The organism is Massilia terrae (assembly GCF_024753145.1).
Classification (GTDB): domain Bacteria; phylum Pseudomonadota; class Gammaproteobacteria; order Burkholderiales; family Burkholderiaceae_D; genus Telluria; species Telluria terrae.
The window spans coordinates 280,123-300,482 of record NZ_JANUGU010000006.1; the positions used below are offsets into that span (position 1 = coordinate 280,123).

Sequence of the window (20,360 nt, forward strand, 5' to 3'; positions counted from 1 at the left end):
CATGGGTCTCCGCTGCGCGGAGACGACGGCTCATAAGTTGGTGGTGAGGGCGTTGGTTCATAGATGCCCAACCGTCGCCAGCGCCGGCTGCAGCACCCACTGCCAGATCCGCCGCCGGTCCTCCACGATATCCGCATCCAGCGCCATTCCCGGCGTCAGCGGCCGCGCCTTGCCCTCGGTTTCGATGCTCTGCCGCGCCAGCCGCACGCGCACCCGGAACAACCCCTCCTTCCCGGTATAGCCCTGCACCGTCTGCTGCAGGTCGTCGACGATCACGCTGGCGAGATTGGGCGGCAGCTCGCCCGGCGTGAACGGCGTGGCGCTGACGTCGACCACGCGCCCCGGATGCAGCCCGTACATCTGGTAGGGAAAGGCTTTGTAGCGGATCAGCACATCCTGCCCCGCCGCGATGAAGCCCGCCATTTTGCTGGGCACGAACAGCTGCGCCTCCAGCTCCGGCGCCGCCGCGTCGCGTCTGGCCGCTGGAATCAGCGTGGCGATGGTCTGCGCAGCATTCACCGACTGCCCGACCTGGAAGCCGATCGCCGTCACCGTCCCGGCCTTGGGCGCGGTGACGAGGGTGGTGCGGCGCACCGAGTTCTCCGCGATCTCCTGGTCCACGCCGGCGCGCGCATTGTCGATCTGCGTGAGGTCGCTGGCCAGTTTGTTCGCGAGCGCGTCGCGTTCGGCGCGCAGGCTGAGCGTGGATGCCTCCAGCTGAAGCCTGGTCCGCTGCAGGCTCGCGAGGCGCGAGGCGACGTCCAGCAGCTCTTCCTGCTTCTGCCGGCTCTGCGCGGATGACACGAAGCCGCCGGACTGCAGCGTTTCGAACTGCTTCAGGCTTGCGCGCGCGAGATCCTGGCGGCGCTGCGCGATATCGAGCTCCTGTTCGAGCTGGTGGCGCTCGGTGTCGGCGTTGCGCAGCTTCTCGTCCAGCTCGCGGCGCTTTTCATCGGTCTGCTGGATGCGCAGGCGGCGCTCCTCGGCCAGCGCCTGGCGCCGCACTTCGAGCTGCTGCGCCACCAGCGCGGTCAGCTCGCCGCCGACGCCCTGCCTTTCGGTGGACAGGTCGAACAGCACTTCGCCTTCCTTCACCCATTGGCCTTCGCTGACCCGGCTGCGCACCAGCACGCCCGCGCCTGGCGCGGTGATGCCCACGCTGCCGGCCACCGGCACCACCAGGCCGGCGACGCGCGCCTTCTTGGTCACCGAGCCGAATGCGATGAACAGCGCCAGCGCGGCTGCGAGCGCCAGTGCAGTCGCCACGATCAACATGCCGGAAATCGGCTGGTCGAGCCGGATCGCACCAATAGCCTGCGCGCTGCGCGCCTGGACGACTTCGGACCGGAAGAGCGCTTGCTGCTCCATCATCACTCCATCGCCGCCAGCGCGCGATAGCTGCGCGCGAGGAAATCGTAGACCACCACTTCGAACTCGCGGTTCTGCGCCATGAACAGGCGGTTGCAGAGCATGTGGACGTGGCTTGATACGATGGAAAGCTGCGCATCCGCGGCCAGCAGCGGCGCCGCCAGCGCGCTGCGACGCGCCGACACGCCATCGAGCAGGTTCCAGAGTTCGCGGGACCAGACGGGCGCCTGCGCGTCACGCCGCAGGCATGCCAGCATCTCGCGCGCATGGCGCCGGTACAGGTCTCCCAGCGCGGCTTGCTGCGACTTGGCCAGCTTGAATTCGTCGCGGTAGCCGGCCGCCAGCTTCTCCGCCAGCGCGAGCTTCCGCGACGGGTGCATGCCGAAGTCGCGCAGCAGCGCATCGATCGCCAGTAGCGCCACCTGCCAGCGCGGCGCCGTCTCCTCGCCTGCCAGGATCGCCGCCGCAAGTTCGCTGTCGATGCAGAACAGCGCTTCGCTGGCGCCGATGTGTTCACGGCCGCCGTAGCGAATCGTCTCGCGTTCGTAGGCAGCGAACTCGAAGCGCGCGATCCGGCCGCGTCCGCGCAGCCGCTCGGCCAGCTGTACCAGCTGCGCCAGCAGCGCGCCATCGTGGCCGGCGCGCGGGAACACGCGCAGCCGCAGGTGCCAGCCGGGATCGGCGTAGCGGATGAAGAACCAGTCATTGGCCGCGCCAAGCTTTCGCTGCTGCGCGGCCCACGCGGCCAGCTCCGGCAGCACGCATTTGTCGAGCGTCTCCTGGCCGCCGTACAGCTTCACGTACAAGGCTTCGGCGAACGGAACCTGCTCGAGATCGCGCGCGAACGCGGGCTGGCGTACCGGTGCGGGGGAGGGGCGGTACAGGGGCACCACCAGCTCGTGGCGCCAGGCCGGATCGGCGTCCGCCATATCGTCGAGCACTTCGGCCAGCAGCAGGTCCTGTCCCTTCTTGGTCGCGCGCAGCAGCTGCAGGATGTCGATCGGGTCGTCGAGGTCGAGCACGAGGCGGTTGTCGCCTTCGACCAGCTCGACGTGGCGCGGCACGCGCCGTTCGGCCACCAATGCGCGCAGCGCCGGAGCGCCGTCTTGCAAGGCCGGGAACGATGCTTTCGCGATGCGCCAGCGCGCCGGTGCGATCACGATGGATTCGAAGCGGAGCCGCGGCAGGTAGTCGAACTGCTTGAACAGTTCGCCCCATGCCAGCTTCGGCACGCGCATGCCGTGCGAGCGCAGCGCGCACAGGAAGCGGTACACGGGCGGGTTGAACGGATCGGCCGCGTTGTGGGCCGAGGTGAGGTGCGGTATCACGCGCTTGCGCAAGCGCCGCGACCACAGTTGGATGTCCTTGCCGGTCACGGCGATCATCAGGTCCGACACCGGCAGTTCGCACGCGCCGCCTTCGATGGCGGGATCGGCGATGTTAATGCGCCAGCTCCACAGCGGTGTGCGCGACAACAGGTTGACGGCGCGCGCCTGCGCCAGGAAGCCGATTTCGGCGTGCAGCACGTCGTCGCCGTCGCCGTTCTCGACCTGGCGGACGAAGGCGCGCGACGCTTCCACGATGCGTTCCTCGCCGTGGCCGAAGCGCGAGAACCAGTTGATGGCGCCATCCGGATCGATGCCGTCGAGCGCGATGGCGCGCTCGCCGCCCATCATCGGAAAGTGCAGCACCATCGCCATGCCGCTGCCGCCGTGGCCCTCGCGGGTGAGTGGCAGGCTGGCCGCGTCATCGCGTGTGATCCGGATTTCGGGCGCGGTCAGCAGCGCGGGGTCGTGCTGGACCAGGGCCAGCAGGTGCCGGTCCAGCGGCGACAGCGCCGCCTGCGCGCGCGGCGCCGGGCCCGCGATGCCCAGCCCGGCCAGCAGCTTGTCGGACATGACCGTGTGCCCGTAGCCGACGCCGCATTCGGGATCCAGCGCTTCCATCAGCGGAACCATGCCGTTGCCGTAGCGCTGGACGAAGGCGTCGCAGAAGCTGTCGAGCGGGCCGTGGCGCACGCTGAAGCGGTCCATCAGCCAGTCGAGCGCCAGCGTGGCGGCGTCGACCAAAGCCGCATCGACCGCCATCGAGGGATCGCGGCGGAAGGCATCCACCTGCAGCGACAGGCCAAGCGGATCGGCGCCGCTGAAGTCGCGGATCGCGCGGTCGAAGTGCATATAGTGTTCGAGCGCGTGTTCGGCAGGGATCGCGCGCAGGCCTTCGCCGAGGTGCGCCAGCCGCGCGCCGTCGCCCGTGTGCGCAGGATGCTGCGACAGGGCCGCCGCCAGCGCGGCGGAGGGCGCGGCATTCAGCGGATCCGGCGCCAGCGCCGGCAGCAGCACCCTGGCCGCGACCATGTCATCGAGCAGCCCGGGCAGGTCGATGTCCTCTTCACGCGCCAGTTCGTCGACCAGCGCGGCGATGGCGGCAGGATCGAGCCGGCGCTCGCCCATCCGTTCGAGCAGCGCGTCGACCAGCGGATGGCTGTCGATCTCGCCGATCTGGTAGGCGCGGTCGGCGCGGCCCCTGTGGGTCCAGTCGACGAAGCGAAAGCCATCCCCGGCGCGATACAGCGAGGCGTTGACGGCGTAGCGCAGGGCCGGATCGGCCGCCGGATTATGCAATTTTTCGCATAATGTGCACATGGCTTCGCCGTCGATGCGGACCGCGCGCTCGACTGGCGCGCGCGCCGCCGCGTCGTCCAGCGTCCACCCGGCGCGATGCTCAAGCGGCGCATAGCTCACCGTCGAGAACACGCCGAACGGCGTCGCACGGAAGCACATCCGGTTCAGGTAGCGCTCGAACGCGGCCAGCATCTTGCGGTCGACCGCGCCGCGCAGGCGCCAGTCCCAGCGCTTGAGGCGCGCATGGAAGCTGGGGCTGGCGATGTAGACCGCCTCCGCGACCAGCGGGCGGCGGAACAGTGCGCGCGCGCTGTCGGCGCGGCGCTGCCAGGGATCGCCTTCGCCGCTGGCCGATGCCGCGTGCGCCAGCCATTCCTGCATCGGCAGCGCCGGGGTGCGCACCACCGCGAAGCCGGCATGCTGGAGCGGGCGCGGCGCGTCCATGATCAGGCCGGGGTGAGCATGCACAGGTTCCACGGGCGGCCGCGCGCGCGCTGGCCGAGCGAGGATTCGGCCAGTGCCAGCACGACGCCGGACCAGCCGTCCAGCAGGCCGTAGTTCTGCACGTTGCGCACGGCCCCGACCGAGCGCGCGAGCGCGGCTTCGAGTTCGGCGGCGAGGTCGCGCGCGGCGAGCGAATCCAGTCCGTGCGCCAGCAGCCCATCCAGGATGTGCAGCACGCCGGCCCTGCCGTGGCAGAGCGCGTCGTCGGCCAGCTGCCAGCTGGCGGCCGGCTGTTCGACGCGCCGCCCGGCCAGCGCGCGCCACCAGCTCGCCAGCGCGACTTCGCCGTTGGTGCCCGCCGCCACCGACAGCACGGCGGCGATGCCCAGGTCACCGTAGCACCACGCGAGGCGCGACGATTCGTGCGGGCGGCTGGTGACCGAAGCGAAGCGCGAATGCTGCAACGACAGGTCTTGGTGCGCGCGCAGCCAGCACAGGCTCTGGTCCAGCAGCTGCGCCGTGTCGCCGGTGCCGATGCCGAGCCGCAGCGCGTGCGCCAGCAGGCCAATCACGCCGGGCACGCCGTGGGCGACGCCGAGATCGTAGCCGGGGCGCGCCGGAACGCCGGCCGGCGCGCGCCAGGCGCAGTGGCTGGCGTCGCGTTCGGCGCTGTCGCGCAGGCCCAGTTCCGCAGCGGCGTAGATGCGGCGCGCGGCGCCGGTATCCGTGCGCACCAGCGCGTAGGCACCGATGCCGCATTGCCCGCTGATCAGGTCGAAATGCTGGCGCGGGTGCGCGGCGCCGGCCAGCACCTCGTCCATGTCGGTGACGAACTCGCGTACGGCGTCTTCGTGCTCGCCCAGCAGTGATGGATCGACCGCGCGCACGTACTCCAGCGCGTACAGTACGCCGACCACGCCCGACCACAGCCCGGCGTCCAGCGCGCAATCGCCCAGCGCATCGGCGATTGCGCCGGCCAGCCGCGTCACGCGCGTGCGGCGTTGCGGCGACGGCAGCAGCTGCGCCATGCGGGTGGCCATCAGCAGCACGCCGGCCATGCCGCGCGCCAGTGTCAGTTCGTGGGGATCGCCGAGCGCCGCGTCGGCGAGGCGCGCTTCGAGGCGTTCAAGCGCGGGATCGAGCGCGGCGGGCCGGGCCGGATGCGCGGGATCGGGGATAGTCCGGATGGGGGCCAGGAGTGCCAATCGCGTAGCTCCAGTCGGTGGCGCGGCCCTTTTGAGGCCGCGCCATGCAGAGGCAGGAAGGGATTCCCGCCGGGTACGCCTTCAACAGGCGTTCGGTTGGCCGCTCAGCAGTTCACCGACAGGCAGCCCTGGGTGGCCGGCAGCGCGGTCGCGGTCGTGCTTGTCGTGGTGGTCGACGAGGGATCGTCGGTGATGCAGTTCACCGAAAGGCAGCCCTGGGTAGCTGGCAGCGCGCCGCCGGAGACCGCTTCCATTTCGTCGGCGGAGAGGACGCGCAGCGTTTGCTTGTGCAGTTGGATTTTCTTAGCCATTTTGTTCTTCTTCCCTTCAGGATGAGCCCAAATTGGGGCAGCCGGTTGGCTGTCCTTACCCAGCTTCAGAAGAAGCAACATCCAGCAGAAGTGTTCCCTGGAGAGGACGATGTCACTTCGCTTGCAAGCCGCATAAGCAGTCTCCCAAGTCGCCTCGACCTCGAATACTGACTGCACAAATAGTTGACAAAATTGCAGCTTTCGTTTACAAATCACCACCTTTGTTCCAAAAAAAAGGCAGGCCGTGGTGGGCCTGCCCTGGTCGCGTGGACGCTGCGGCTTACTGCTTGAGCAGCGGCTTGAGGTACTTGCCGGTGACGCTGGCCTTGTTCGCCGCCACCTGTTCCGGCGTGCCGCTGGCGACGATGGTGCCGCCGCCGGCGCCGCCTTCCGGGCCGAGGTCGACGATCCAGTCGGCGGTCTTGATCACGTCGAGGTTGTGCTCGATGATGACCAGCGTGTTGCCCTGGTCGCGCAGGCGGTGGATCACCTTCAGCAGCAGGTCGATGTCGGCGAAGTGCAGGCCGGTGGTCGGCTCGTCCAGGATGTACAGGGTGCGGCCGGTGTCGCGCTTGGACAGTTCCAGCGACAGCTTGACGCGCTGCGCCTCGCCGCCCGACAGCGTGGTCGCGCTCTGGCCCAGCTTGATGTAGCCGAGGCCGACGTCGAGCAGGGTGTGCAGCTTGCGCGCGATGACCGGGACCGCCTTGAAGAACTCGTGCGCGTCCTCCACCGTCATGTCCAGCACTTCGGTGATGTTCTTGCCCTTGTAGTGCACTTCGAGCGTCTCGCGGTTGTAGCGCTTGCCGTGGCAGACGTCGCAGGGCACGTACACGTCCGGCAGGAAGTGCATCTCGACCTTGATCACGCCATCGCCCTGGCAGGCTTCGCAGCGGCCGCCCTTGACGTTGAACGAGAACCGGCCCGCCGAGTAGCCGCGTTCCTTCGCGGTCGGCACCGTCGCGAACAGGTCGCGGATCGGCGTGAACACGCCGGTGTAGGTGGCCGGGTTCGAACGCGGCGTGCGGCCGATCGGCGCCTGGTCGACCGAGATCACCTTGTCGAAGTGCTCCAGGCCGGCGATCGCGTCGTGCGGCGCCGGTTCGGTCTGGGAGCCGTACAGGTGGCGCGACAGCGACGGGTACAGAGTGTCGTTCACCAGCGTCGACTTGCCCGAGCCCGACACGCCGGTCACGCAGGTGAGCAGGCCCACCGGCAGCGTCAGGCTGACGTTCTTCAGGTTGTTCCCCTTGGCGCCGGTGATCACCAGCTGGCGGTTCTCGTCGGCCTTGGTGCGCTTCTTCGGCACCTCGATCTTGCGCGCGCCGGACAAATAAGCCGCAGTCAGCGACTTCTTGTTCTTCATGATGTCCTTGACCGTGCCCTCGGCGATCACTTCGCCGCCGTGCACGCCCGCGCCCGGGCCCATGTCGACCACGTAGTCGGCGGTGCGGATCGCGTCCTCGTCGTGCTCCACCACCAGCACGCTGTTGCCGATGTCGCGCAGGTGCTTGAGCGTGGCGATCAGGCGGTCGTTGTCGCGCTGGTGCAGGCCGATCGAGGGCTCGTCCAGCACGTACATCACGCCGGTCAGGCCGGAGCCGATCTGCGAGGCGAGCCTGATGCGCTGGGCCTCGCCGCCGGACAGGGTGTCGGCGCTGCGGTCGAGCGAGAGGTAGTCGAGGCCGACGTTATTCAGGAACTTCAGGCGCGACACGATCTCCTTGATCACGCGCTCGGCGATGTCCTTCTTGGCGCCGGTGAGTTCGAGCGTGTCGAAGTAGTCGAGGCAGTCGCGCAGGGGCTTGTCGGACACTTCGTAGATCGCGCGCTGCTGCTCGCCGCTGCCGATCTTCACATAGCGCGCTTCGGTGCGCAGGCGCGCGCCGCCGCACGACGGGCATTCCTTCTCGTTGATGAACTTGGCCAGCTCCTCCTTCACCGCCATCGAATCGGTCTCGCGGTAGCGGCGCTGCAGGTTGTTGACCACGCCTTCGAAGGTGTGCTCGCGCACCACGGTGCGGCCACGCTCGTTCACGTAGGCGAAAGGCACGGCGGTCTTCCCGGAGCCGAACAGGATCACTTCCTGCGCCTGCTTGGGCAGCTTCTCGAACGGATCGTCGAGGTCGAAGCCGTAGTGCGTGGCCAGGCTTTGCAGCATCTGGAAGTAGAACTGGTTGCGCCGGTCCCAGCCCTTCACCGCGCCCGAAGCGAGCGACAGGTTGGGGAAGGCGACGATGCGCTTGGGGTCGAAGAACTCGATGTGGCCGAGGCCATCGCATTCCTGGCAAGCGCCCATCGGGTTATTGAAGGAGAACAGGCGCGGCTCCAGTTCCTGCAGCGAGTAGCCGCAGACGTTGCACGCGAATTTGTTCGAGAAGATGTGCTCCTTCGCGCCGTCCATTTCGAGCGCGATGGCGCGGCCGTCGGCCAGGCGCAGCGCGGTCTCGAAGCTTTCGGCGAGGCGCTGCTTGATCTCCGGGTTGACCTTCACGCGGTCGATCACGACGTCGATGGTGTGCTTCTCGGTCTTCTTCAGCTTGGGCAGCTCGTCCACTTCGTAGATGCGCGCGTCGTTGACGCCGCTCTGCACGCGGAAGCGCACGAAGCCCTGCGCCTGCATAGTGGCGAACAGGTCGCCGTGCTCGCCCTTGCGGTTGGCCACCACCGGCGCCAGGATCATCAGCTTGGTCCCTTCCGGCATGGCCAGCACGGCGTCGACCATCTGCGACACGGTCTGCGCGGCCAGCGGCTCTTCCGGGTGGTCCGGGCAGTAGGGCGTGCCGACGCGCGCGTACAGCAGGCGCAGGTAGTCGTGGATTTCAGTGACGGTGCCGACGGTCGAGCGCGGGTTATGCGACGTGGCCTTCTGCTCGATCGAGATCGCGGGCGACAGGCCCTCGATCAGGTCGACGTCGGGCTTCTCCATCAGCTGCAGGAACTGGCGCGCGTAGGCAGACAGCGACTCGACGTAGCGGCGCTGGCCTTCGGCGTACAGGGTGTCGAAGGCGAGCGAGGACTTGCCCGAGCCGGACAGGCCGGTAATCACGATCAGCTTATTGCGCGGCAGGTCGAGATTGATGTTCTTGAGGTTGTGCGTGCGCGCACCGCGAATGCGAATTTCTTCCATTGATATTTGCAGGCTTTCGATGAGCGGGCCAGGACGGAGAACCCATTACTATAGCTGGTTTTTTTCTCGCTCGTCATTTTGCGAGTCCGTTCCAGATGGTGCGCGGCCCGGGCTTTCCAATGGCAAAAGCATCAGGCGGGGTGAAAAAAATCGGCGCTCCCTGCAGGCTTGGGCAAGCGCAAGGAAATGATGCCTTTTTTGCACTAAATTCGGCTGCGCGGATCTGACGCCAGGCCTGTGCCGCGCGCGACAAAAACCATTTGCGCGGCATGGCCGTGCAGGCAATAATAGCGCGCTACATTAACCACCCTGACGCTTAGTCAAGTGCAGAGTCAGGGATACAACCGAGGAGAAAAGCAATGGCATCCGTCAACAAGGTCATCATCGTCGGCAACCTGGGCCGCGACCCGGAAATCCGCTACATGCCGAGCGGCGACGCAATCGCGAACATCGCGGTGGCGACTTCATACCGTTCCAAGGACCGCAACACCGGCGAGCAGAAAGAGCTGACCGAGTGGCACCGCATCTCCTTCTTCGGCCGCCTGGCCGAGATCGTCGGGCAGTACCTGAAGAAGGGCTCGTCGGTTTACGTCGAAGGCCGCCTGCAGACCCGCAAGTACACCGACAAGGACGGCATCGAGCGTTACGCCACCGACATCATCGCCGAGAACATGCAGATGCTGGGCGGGCGCCAGGGCATGGGCGGCGGCGACATGGGCATGGATGAAGGCGGCTACGATGCGCCGCCCCAGCGTTCGGCACCGCCGCAGCGCCAGGCTCCGGCCCCGCAGCAGCAGCGCCCGGCGCCGCAGCAACAGCAGCGCCCGGCTCCGAACTTCTCGGATATGGACGACGATATCCCGTTCTAATTCGTACCAAGCCAGTTTTTGATGATTCAGGCCCGCATTCGCCAGAGGATGCGGGCCTTTTCTTTACCAACGCCGGGCTAGTGTGCCGCAGGCGCCGCGCTGCTCCATGCTTCGGCCAAGGCACGCATCACGACCTGCGCCGCGGCCTGACCTTCGTCGCGGGCGGAGCGCGGTGCGGCGGCGCGGCGCGCAAAGCCGTGCTCGTCGGTGGTCCAGGCGCCCGGCTCCGCGGCCGTCGCCTGCGCTCGCGGGATGTAGCCGAGTTCCGCAGGCGTGCCGGGGCGCACCGCCGGCGCCGCTCCATCGTTGCTCATCACGTCGGCCAGGATTTCCCCGGTACGGCTGCCGATCACCGTCACGCGCGCCTCGGAACGGCCGCTCGCGGCAGCAGGCAGCAAGCGGACCTCGATGAAATACTGTGCGTAGTCGGCCAGCGCGCTTGCCTCCACCGACTGGAAATTCATGTCTTCCTCGCGCGCTCCCTGTTTGCTCTTGGCCAGCGCGGTCATGCGAATTGCTGTGTTGCGGTCGACCAGCACGGTGCCGCCGGCACGCAAGGCCTGGTGAAAGCCGGTTTCGAATTCCGCATTCTGCTCCGGCGCCAGCAAGGATACCGCGCGTTCGGAGCCATCCTGCCAGCGGATGGTGATGAGCTGTTCGAAGTTATTGCGCGGGGACGGGCCGCTACGCGCTTGCGTGGCCTGGATCTCGCGCGCCGAACTGATTCTGTCGCTGAGTTCACGGTGCCACATCATCAGGAACTTCGGTGCTCCCGCACGGCGGTAGGCAGCCTGGTAATCGGAGAGTGCGAGTTGCTGCGCCTTGCGGGCTTGCGCCATCGTGTCGGCCTGGCCTTGCAGCACCGGCGGCTGATTCGCGCGATAAGGTCCGTCCTGTGCCAGCGCCGGCGCCGCCAATACGAAAGATAGCAACAGCGCCCGCTTCATTGCTGCGCCTCGCGCAGTTCGATCCTCGCACTGCGGGCATCCGTGCCCAGCGACGAGAATTGCAGCATGGCCTGAGAATCGCGTTCGATGAAGACGTGCTGCCAGCCGGTCGGATTCTCCTGGCCGCGCGCCCCTTCAAAAATGGCGCGACCTTCGATCATCAGCTTCGCTTTCGAACGGTTGCGCACGGCCAGCGTGGCACGCAAGGTGCCGGTTCCGGTCGGGGACGTTTGCATCGGTTCGGCTTCGATCAGGCTTTGCAGGCGTACCGGATTAATCATGGTTACGCCTGCGGGCATCGGAGCGGGCCCCGCACAAGCAGCCAGGCAGGCCAGGATCATCGTGGCGAGCAGGGATTTGATCTTCATGAGGTCTCTCCTATCTTCAATGTATTCACTTGCCGTCGCGGGTCTGGCGCACCATGTCCAGCAACGCTTCGCCTTCGTTCGAAATGGTCGGCAGCGTGGGGCTGGCGCGCTGCACCGGTTTGGGGGCGGATGCCAGCGCCGGCAGGGCTTTCCAGGCCGGCCCGCCCGCCAGACTGACGGCGCCGCTTTGATGACGCGCGTAGGCGATACCGCACACCGCATTCCCGCCTGCTACCATCGCCTGGCCGTACAGCGGCTGGCCGTCGACGCCGAAAAAACCGGCGACCGGCGCGGCTCCCGCGACCCGGGTGGCTGTCGCCAGGTGGATCTCGGCCGGGAGACTGCTCCAGGCGCGCGTGTCGGCTGCCGTTTGGGTGGCGTCGGCAATCTTGCCCGATACCGCACTGACCAGGCCTGCGCCAACAGCCACCCCGAGCATGGTTTTGGTCGCTTGTTTTTTTCCCGCAGCCGCCGTGAGCGCCGCGCCTTGCACCGCTCCTTTGGCGAGGGCAGCAGACGTATCGGAGACGGCATCCGCGTCATGGCGGAAGCTGGCCTTGCCGGCGCGGATGGTTTCGACGACCGACCCGCCGCGGGTGGATGCCTGAAAATACACATCCTCCGCTTCCGTCGCCGCGATCTGTTGCGGCCCCAGCGCAAACGCAGCCTGATGCACGGGACTGTCCGCGCCCGGCTTGTAGGAAAGCAGCTCCCCGTAGGCGCCACTGGAAGACTTTTGCGGTGCGTTGCCAAATTCCGCGATCAGCAGCAGGTTCTGGCCTTTCTGCGGCGCCTTCAGTTGTGGCCGGATCGCTTGGGCGCGCGCGAATTCTTCTTGCGCATTGCTGGTCCGACCTTCGCACCAATACGTCCAGCCGACCAGATACGCCATGACGGCCATATCATCCTGGTACTCCTCGGATGCCGACATGGTGTCCTGCAACTGCGCGAAGCGGAAGCCGGCCCTGGCATTGTCGAAGTCGCCCTTGGACAGGTCGATCAGGCCGAGGTAGTAGCCGACCATCGCCCGTTCGTAGGGATCGCCCTTGAAGTCCTTGGTGGCCTCCGGCACGAACTTGCTGCGCGCGGCCTGCGCGGCCGGGTTGTCGGCGTAGATGGTTTCGATCTGGCGCTGCGCTTCGGCCAGCAGCAGTTCGGCATGTTCCAGATAGCCTGCGGCCAGCGCGCGGCTGCCGGCCTCCATCGCGTTCAACACCCGGTTGCGGAGGCCTTCCGCGGCATCCTTGCGCAGCCAGGGCGCGAGCAGCGCCGCCGCGTCGTCACCCGGAACGCCGGCCACCAGCGCCTGCAAGTATCCGGGCGCCGGCACAGGTTCAGCGCACACGACTCCCGCTATCAGCAGCGCCAAACAGCATCCCTGGCGCACTCCGCGCAGCACTGGCGGCCTTAACGGTAGACGGCGTCGTCGAGTCCGCCTTTTTTCATTTCGTACTGGTTGGCCCACAGGCTGACACCGGTTTCCAGGTCAATCAGTTCGAACGACAGCTGCGTGTAGCGCTCGACCGTGCCGGTCGAGGTGCTGCGGGAATCGAGTGTGCTGATGTGGCCGATCAGGCGGTAGTCGGCGCCAGCCTGGGCCTTGGTCAAGCCGGTGGTGCCGGCGTCGGTGACGCCTTCGCGCTTCAATTCGCGCTCGGCGTTGACCATCGCTGCCGACTCGCGCGACAGGAAACTGAGCTTGCCTCGGGAAGCGCGCTGCAGGTTGATGCGCAGGCGGTCGACGATGAGGTTTTTATTCAGGCGCTGGGTGCTGTCGTTCTTCAGGTATTCGGCGTCGATAATGATGCGCGGCACGCGCGGCATCTTCATTACCTCGGGATCCGCGAGCAGGTCGCGCACCATGACGTCGGATACGGTGACGATGTCCTGGCTCTCGACACCCACGCCCGCCACCTTGCCCACCGATGACACGTCCTGGTAGGTCACGGGGCGGCTGGGAGGCGGTTGAGGAGTCTCGCAAGCGCACAGGACGGCCGCGGCGAGCACGCCGAATTTCTTCCAGGTGTAATTCATGGGTTTTCCTTCATTTGAGTGAATTGCCGTCTTCCAGGCCTTCGCTGATGGCCTTGCCGAGCGCGCTGCCCAGCTTCTTGTCGCCGGTCACGAGCGAACCGACCGTTTGCAGCGCCAGGTCTTGCACATTGACGCCGCTCGATCCGCTGTCCATCAGGCCGGACACGATGTTCATCGCGATATCTCCGCCCAGGCCGCCACCGCCGCCGCCATTGCCGCCGACGCCGCCGCCGGCCAGGGCCATGCTGACGCGGCCGATGATAGCCAGCGCGGTGCGCCACTTTTTCTCGGCATCCTTCTCGGCAAAATCGGCCTTGGCCAGCTCCAGCTCCTGCAGGTATTGGCGCTGCAGGTGGGCCAGGTAGGACGGTGTCGCCTTGATGAAGCGAACCGGCGTGGCCGCCAGGATTTCGTCGCTGATGAACAGGCCGGTCTCCTTTTCATCCTCTTCCGTATCGATCTTGTCGCCGAAGAAGATGTAAAAACCGGATGCTATGCCGCTGTGGATGCCGGAGCGCGCCGCCAGGTATTCGAAGCGGCCGCGGTACTCGATTCCGATGCCGGTGTAGTAGACGCCGCGCTTGATGACGGCGACGTTGTCGCGCATGAAGGCATGGCGGATGGTCTGGTATTCGCCGCTGAAGTAGGGGATGGCATCGCCCATCCCTCCCAGCGTGCGCGGCATGTCGCCCTCCGCCAGCAGGCCGTTGGCGCCGTAGACCTGGCGATAGGTCTTGCCCGGGGCCCGCGGCACGGTCAGCGTATAGGTTTCGCCCGGAATGGTCTGTCCATTGCGGAACACGCCCTTCATCGCGACGCTGAGAATCATGTCCCAGGCCGTGCCCTGGCCGTTGACGCAGTCGCCCTGCTTGCAGGTGAAGCGGTTGGGATCGTTGACATTGAGCGCCGCCGCGCTGGTGGCGACCAGCAGCAGCGGCAATGCCAGCAGTCGTGCGATTCTCATGGCGCCGGGCACGGCGTCATCTTCACTTGCTTGCCTTCCTGCCAGCAGATGGTGGTCTCGATCATGTCGCGGCCGTCGACCACCAGCTGGCGCTGCTCACCGATACCACCAGGCATTGGCGGCTGCCCGAGTTTCTTGGCAAAGTCTTCCGCGTACATCACTTGCGGCCCCTGCAGCTTGTAGTTCTTCATATAGCTTTTGGTGGTCAGGTATTTGCCGGTGTAAGACTCCGTCATGATGACGTCGTCTGGCAGCTTGGTCTGCACCGTGACCTGAATTTCCTTGGTCGTGTTGATGCTCGGCGCCAGGAAGCCTTTGCTCATCGTCACGGAGTCAACCTCGCCCATCGTGACAGTAATGCCATCCGGCCTGTAATAACTGATCGATAACATGGGCGCCAGCTTTGGCGCCGTTTTGTTTGCCATCGATTCCATGGTCGGGTCGTCGTAATGCATCTCCGATTTCCCGTTCGTCAGCGAGTAGGTCACATGCTCCTTGCTGAGATCCATCTTGTTGTCGGTGGCGTAGTAATGCTGGCGCATCTTCAAGTCCGTCGTGGACTTCGACGATGCGTGCACGACTTTTTCGCCCATGGGAATGGTGAGATCGGTCTTATTTTCGATGACGAACCCGCCAAGGACCTCGACCGGGCCTTCCACTTTGCCGTTGACACACTGGCCGCTGAACATCGCCTGGACGACATTGCTGTAGGTGGTGGAGCCTTTACCCGGAGGGGTAAATCCCATCTCGCGCATCGTCTTGCGGGACTCTTTTTCCATTTTCTTGGCGAACTCGGGATTGGCGGCCATGGTCCCGGCGAGCATGGTCTTTTCCTCGTCGCTGAGTTCGCACGGCCAGGCGGGCGCGGGATTGGGGACGTTGAACTTGGCTGGGTCGGCAAACTCGACGCGGTCTTTCTCGTAGCGGGCGAAATATTGCTTGAGGTCGGGATTGGACAGGTTGGGATAATCCCTGGCCAAAGCTGGGGCCGCAATGGCCAAGCTGAGCAGCAGCGTGTTTCGGAACATGGCGACCCTTCTGTTGTCGTAATGAATTTGTTGCTCTACGGATGCATATGCGTCAATACTACCTTCAACATTTCAATAACGACAAATTTTTGAGATTGCCAGTTGCAGAAGAACGACGAAAAAAGGTTGTGTGACACGGCATCCAATTGTTTTGTCGCCTCATAAAGCAAAAAGCCCCACCGGGTCAGGTGGGGCTTTTCGTCGGGATGACGCGATCAGGGCTTGGGTGCGGCCGCGTTCCAGGCGGCGACCTTGGCGCGGGTTTGCGCCAGCAGAGCGTCCAGCGCGGAACGGTCCTGCAGCTGGCCGCGCAGCACCACGGCGTGGATCTCGCGCAGTGCGCCGATATTTTCCAGCGGGTTGTGATCGACCAGCAGCAAGTCGGCGGCCTTGCCCTTTTCCACGGCGCCGTAGCGATCGAGCTTGCCGAACCAGGCCGGGCCCGAACGGGTCGCCGTAGACAGCGCCTGCGCCGGCGTCAGGCCAAGCTTGACGAACAGGGCCAGCTCATCGTGCAGGCCGACGCCGGGGTAGTTGAAAGAATTGAGGAAACCGGCATCGGTGCCGGCCATGATGGTCACGCCGGCCTGTTGCAGCATCGGCAGCACCGCCGCGACTTGCTCGAAATGGGCGTGGCGCGCCGCGATTTGCTCGGGCGTGGCCTTGGCCGCGCGTTCGATGCGCCACTGGTAGGTCTGGCGCAGCCCCGGGCCGATGTAGGCCAGGTAGTCATCCTTGTCGTGCTGCTCATTGTCGAGGTTGGCGAGGATGCGGCTACCGTTCAGGGTCGGGGTCACGAACACGCCGCGTTGCGCCAGCTCGCGGTACGAGGCCATCGCCACTTCCGGGTCGAATCCTTTGTAGAGACGGGCGCTGGCTTCGGCACGGGTGATGCGGCCGGCGCCAAAGTCGGCGGCGATCCGGTCGCCATCGCGCACGCCGGCATTGTAAGCATAGTCGAGGTGCTCGATCGAGCTGATGCCGGCCTCGACGGCCTGGTGCACCGTCAGCGCCATCGGGATGTGGCCCGAGGTGCGCATGTGGCGCGCCTTGGCTTGGGATACCGCGTACAGGAACAGTTGCGGCTCGAGCGTGCTGTCGGTGATCTTGACGAAATCGACCTTGTCGCGGTTCTGCAGGCGGTCCAGCGCGGCGTCGACGTCGGCGCGGCTGCCTACTTCAACGGTGCCTTTCCAGACCGGCTTGATGCCTTCGATCTTGGCGCCCGAGCTGAACAGCTGCGGCCCGAACAGGCGGCCCGCGGCGATGTCGGCGCGCCAGGACAGCACTTGCTCCGGCAGGTCGCCGGAAGCGTCGCGCACGGTAGTGATGCCATTGGCCACATACAGCGGCAGCAGCGCCTTGTTCTCTTCGATCAGTTCGGGACCGCCGCCGAAGTGGACGTGCATGTCCCACAGGCCGGGCAGCAGGTAGCGGCCGCCGGCATCGGTGCCGCTGGCGACGATGTCCTGGCCGCGCACGGCGACGGCCTGATTGTCGAGGATGCGGGCATGCGCAACGTCGATCACGCGCGCATGGCGGATCAGCAGGTCAGCCTGCGCGGGCTGGGCCGCTTGGGCCGTCGAAAACAGGAGTCCGAAGAGAAAGGCGAGCGGGCGAAGACTGGACATGGAATGCCAATTCATGAAGCGGGTGAAGGGAGCCGTGCCGGCAGCGCGGACGGCCGGCGATTTTACCATTCGACATTTTTCGCTCGGGCGAGGGCTCAGTGAAATGGCAGGTAGCTGATCCCCTGGCTGATCTGGCCCACGACGGCGGCCTGGTTTTCCGCGCTGGTGCTGAACTCGACCAGCACATCGGTACGGTCGGCGCCCTTCGCCAGCACGGCGGTCCAGTAATCCGCGCCGGCCTGGTCGGGCTGGCGGTGGAGGACGTTGCCGTACAAGGCGGTGACAAAGGCCGCGTCGGAGGGCGCGGCGCCGAACAGGGTCTTGAATTCGGCGCTGGCGATGAATTGCTGGGCCACGTCGTGCAGGCTCATGCCTTTGTCCATCTGGGCGATCCAGTAGCCCAGGCCTGCTGTGTCCGGCACGCGGTCGAAGCTCGCGCGGTACAGGCGGTAGGCCTGGCCGGCCGCGCCATCGAGGTCGAAGGCGATGGCGCGGTCATTGAACAGGACACGCTCGATATTGTGGAGTGTGTCGAGCTCGCCCTTTGCGACATTGATGTCGTGGCCGTCGAAGTACATCGTGTAGCCCGACGAACTGGTGTGGTAGACCACCGTGTCCAGGCCGGGCCCGCCGTCGAAGGTGTCCGAATTGTTCGAGCTGTGGAAAATATCGTTGCCTACGCCGCCGGTCTGGTTCAGGGGTTGGTCGACGGTCACGAAGCCCGTACTGAACGGCGCGGCGAGCGCCAGGCCGGCCTTGTCTTTCACGGCCGTCGCGTCGAGCTCGATCCGATAGCTTGTGCCATATGCGAGCGGCGCGGAAGGATCGATTGCGATGGCAAAGTCTCCCGGGACTGACAAACGGCTGCTCGTTGCCGCATCAAAAGTCTCGACCAGCTGACCACTGGCCAGCCGCAGCGTGATCGCACCGGTGCCGAGCTGGATGGCTTCGCTGAAGTGGATGTAGAGATGGTCTGCCTGCGGATTGCTTCCCGCGGATTCAGGGGCGGATAGCGCCAGTGCCACGGGCGGCGTGGTGTCGGCGATTGGGACAGTCGCGCTGGCCTCCTTGAGCGTATAGCTGCCGGTGGACGCCGCGCCGGTGTAGTCGGGGCGGACCTGGAGGTAGTAAGTTCCCGATACGGTAGGCGTGTAGCTCGTGTAGGGATCGTTGTAGCTGCTTCCGCCGATTGTCCACAATACGCTCTTGCTTGCATTGTAAAGCCTCAGCTCGGGGGCGGCCAGCGTGCCGCCGCCTTCGACCGCCCCCGTCAGCTGGAAGCTGTACCGTTGGCCTGCCTCCAGGTCGACCTTGAACCAGTCCGTGTCGCCGGCGAAGTCGATGGCGCTACGGACCACGCCTCCGGGGCTGAGGGTACCGGAGGTGTTCGTGTCGCCGCTGTAAATGTCCTGGTCGTTCATCGACGCGGCGATCGTGTACGAGAAGACTGCGTCATATGCGGAGACCGCCACGTAATAGTCGCCGGCCGCGGCGGCTTGCCAGGTCAAGGTTCTTGCGCCGTCAAAGTACAGGCCGCTGCTGATCACGCGTCCTGAGCTGTCCACAATGTTGAGGGTGCCGGAGGCGACGTAGCTGCTCAAGCCTTCCGCCTGGGGCTGGAACACGAAGCTGTAGGCGGCGTTGGCTTTCGCCGTAATCTTGTACCAGTCAACGTCGTAGGGCGTTTCGAGCCTGCCGGATATGGTCTGGGCGGGCGCAATCAGGCCGGCCGTCGCCGCGGTGGCGCCGTGATCGTCGATGTCGGCCGCCCGTGCCTGCAGCACGTAGGGAGTGGCGCGGTCGTAGTTTCCGACGTCGAGGTAGTAGGTGCCACTCTGGTCCGGCGTCCAGGTCAGCAGGCGGCCGTGGTCATATTGCGCGGCCCAGGGATTGAGCCGAGCGCCGGACGCGTCGTGCACGTAAAGGGTGGCGTACGCGCCTGCGCTGCCCTGGTCGAGCTGGAAGGTGTAGGAGGTGCCGGCCTGCAGGTTGACCGCAAACCAGTCCAGGTCGCCGGCCACGTCGATCTTTCCCTGCACGGCGGAACCGATTGCGAGGGTGCCGCTGTTGCCTGGACTGGCGCCAAAGTCGTCGGCCACCGGCGCGATGTTCAGCTGGTAGCTGCCCAGCTTGAATCCGCTGTAGCTGACCGCGATATAGAAGTCGCCCGTCGCGGCCGGCGCAATCGTGGCGAGCGCGTGCTGTCCGCTGATCGTACTCCACACGCGCATGCTGTTGGCGGCGTCGGTCAGTTCAAGGCCGACCGAGGACATGCTGTCCAGCGTCGGCCCGCCGGCGAGGTCGACCTGATAGGTGACGCCGGCATTCAACTTGACCTTGAACATGTCCAGGTCGCCACTGAAATCAAAGCGGCCTGAGCTGGTTACGCCGGCTCCGATCGTCGCGGCGCGCGCGCGATCGGAGTAGAAGTCGTCGTGGGAGAATGTGGCGAGCTGAAGAGAATAGCTTCCTACCTGGTCGGGAGCGCCGATCAGCACGTAGTAGGTGCCGCTATGGCTGGGCGACAAGGAGATGACCTCATCGGCGTCATTGCTGGCAAATCCGTAGATGAAGACGAATTGACCGGCGCCATCGTTTGCCTGCGGATCCCACAACTGGAATACGGCGGAGCTGTTGCCATTGACCCACGGTAGTGTTCCGCCACCGCTCTTCGCGGCCTTAAGGGACAGGGTGTAGGTGGTCAGCTCTTCGAGGTTGAGCTTGAACCAGTCCACGTCACGCAGGAAGTTGATCGCGCCGGATATGGTGCTGTCCACCGCAAACGGGGCAGCGTGGCTGGCGTCGTTGCCGAAGTCGTCCGGCGTGCGGTCGAATACCAGTGTCGAGGCGGTCGACACGTTGCCGGCCTCGTCGCGGGCGGTCGCCGTGATGTTGTAATGGCCATCCGGAACGATGGTGTTGGTGGACCAATGACCGTTGAAGTCCACCGTGGTCGTGATCTGGTTCGCCTGGCCGATGGTTAGTTCGAGGGTCGACCCGGGCTGCGCGCTTCCCGAAAAGCGGGCTGCGAGGCCATTGGTGCTGCCCGGATCATCGAGCTGGATGGTGGGCGGCGCCGGCGCCGTGTTGTCGACGCTGAAGGCGAGGGCGGCAGCGGCCGACTGGTTTCCTGCCGCGTCAATGCTGACGGCGGTAATGTAGTAGCTGCCGTCGGGAAGAGCGAAGCCGGTGGGGGTGTTCCACAGGCCGTCCGTCGCCCTGACAGTGAACGACCCCAGTAAGGCGCCCTTGCTCCACAACTGCACGGTAGTGCCGGGGTCGGCGAGTCCCCACATGACGTCTCCGCGGCTGTAGCGAAGCGTCGAATCCCGATAGTAGACAGCAATGGTTGGCGTCGTTGGCATGTTCAGGCAGGCGCGGTGGCGATGCCTGAGGATAGCACCGGAGCAACTTTTTGCACAAGAGACAACATTTGC

The 20,360-nt window shown here is 65.7% G+C and carries 14 protein-coding genes; 1 reads left to right on the forward strand and 13 read right to left on the reverse strand.

Going from position 1 to position 20,360, the window contains the following annotated elements:
• Positions 1–57 precede the first annotated feature (57 nt).
• The 5 genes from NX778_RS17930 to uvrA all read right to left on the reverse strand — a co-directional run bounded on the left by NX778_RS17930 (position 58) and on the right by uvrA (position 9,082).
• Positions 58–1,371 (reverse strand): HlyD family secretion protein, encoded by a 1,314-nt coding sequence (locus NX778_RS17930; RefSeq protein ID WP_258813147.1) that lies wholly within the window; start codon positions 1,369–1,371, stop codon positions 58–60.
• Complete coding sequence (locus tag NX778_RS17935) at positions 1,371–4,460, reverse strand: lantibiotic dehydratase (RefSeq protein WP_258813148.1); 3,090 nt, start codon at positions 4,458–4,460, stop codon at positions 1,371–1,373. Before NX778_RS17935 ends, NX778_RS17930 begins: the two co-directional genes overlap by 1 nt.
• The gene (locus NX778_RS17940) at positions 4,439–5,641 is read right to left on the reverse strand and encodes a lanthionine synthetase LanC family protein (protein WP_258813149.1); all 1,203 of its coding nucleotides are present in this window, start codon (positions 5,639–5,641) and stop codon (positions 4,439–4,441) included. Before NX778_RS17940 ends, NX778_RS17935 begins: the two co-directional genes overlap by 22 nt.
• A gap of 104 nt (positions 5,642–5,745) precedes the next feature.
• Positions 5,746–5,952 (reverse strand): class I lanthipeptide, encoded by a 207-nt coding sequence (locus NX778_RS17945; protein ID WP_258813150.1) that lies wholly within the window; start codon positions 5,950–5,952, stop codon positions 5,746–5,748.
• A 280-nt stretch (positions 5,953–6,232) separates the two neighbouring features.
• Positions 6,233–9,082, reverse strand: a complete 2,850-nt coding sequence (uvrA, locus tag NX778_RS17950) for an excinuclease ABC subunit UvrA (RefSeq protein WP_258813151.1) — start codon at positions 9,080–9,082, stop codon at positions 6,233–6,235.
• 359 nt (positions 9,083–9,441) lie between these two features.
• Between uvrA and ssb the strand changes: the two genes are divergently transcribed.
• A complete protein-coding gene (gene ssb / locus NX778_RS17955) occupies positions 9,442–9,951 on the forward strand; it encodes a single-stranded DNA-binding protein (RefSeq protein WP_258813152.1) in 510 nt (169 codons plus the stop codon).
• A gap of 77 nt (positions 9,952–10,028) precedes the next feature.
• Here the strand turns inward: ssb and NX778_RS17960 are convergent, their stop codons facing one another.
• The 8 genes from NX778_RS17960 to NX778_RS17995 form a co-directional block, all read right to left on the reverse strand.
• Entirely contained in the window at positions 10,029–10,898 is an 870-nt protein-coding gene (locus NX778_RS17960; protein ID WP_258813153.1) for a hypothetical protein, read from the reverse strand.
• The gene (locus tag NX778_RS17965; RefSeq protein ID WP_258813154.1) at positions 10,895–11,266 is read right to left on the reverse strand and encodes a putative periplasmic lipoprotein; all 372 of its coding nucleotides are present in this window, start codon (positions 11,264–11,266) and stop codon (positions 10,895–10,897) included. Before NX778_RS17965 ends, NX778_RS17960 begins: the two co-directional genes overlap by 4 nt.
• A gap of 25 nt (positions 11,267–11,291) precedes the next feature.
• On the reverse strand, positions 11,292–12,611 hold the full coding sequence (locus tag NX778_RS17970) for a COG3014 family protein (protein WP_258813155.1): 1,320 nt from the start codon (positions 12,609–12,611) through the stop codon (positions 11,292–11,294).
• Positions 12,612–12,673: 62 nt separating this feature from the next.
• On the reverse strand, positions 12,674–13,300 hold the full coding sequence (locus NX778_RS17975; protein WP_258813156.1) for an LpoB-related protein: 627 nt from the start codon (positions 13,298–13,300) through the stop codon (positions 12,674–12,676).
• A 10-nt stretch (positions 13,301–13,310) separates the two neighbouring features.
• Positions 13,311–14,264: a hypothetical protein gene (locus NX778_RS17980; RefSeq protein WP_258813157.1), complete on the reverse strand. Its 954-nt coding sequence runs from the start codon at positions 14,262–14,264 to the stop codon at positions 13,311–13,313.
• Positions 14,261–15,292: a hypothetical protein gene (locus NX778_RS17985; protein WP_258813158.1), complete on the reverse strand. Its 1,032-nt coding sequence runs from the start codon at positions 15,290–15,292 to the stop codon at positions 14,261–14,263. The genes NX778_RS17980 and NX778_RS17985 overlap by 4 nt, the downstream gene beginning before the upstream one ends.
• 215 nt (positions 15,293–15,507) lie before the next feature.
• Positions 15,508–16,923 carry an amidohydrolase family protein gene (locus tag NX778_RS17990; protein WP_258813159.1) on the reverse strand — a complete coding sequence of 472 codons (1,416 nt, stop codon included), beginning with the start codon at positions 16,921–16,923 and terminating at the stop codon, positions 15,508–15,510.
• Positions 16,924–17,018: 95 nt separating this feature from the next.
• A complete protein-coding gene (locus tag NX778_RS17995) occupies positions 17,019–20,219 on the reverse strand; it encodes a DUF4214 domain-containing protein (protein WP_258813160.1) in 3,201 nt (1,066 codons plus the stop codon).
• Between the last annotated feature and the right edge of the window lie 141 nt (positions 20,220–20,360).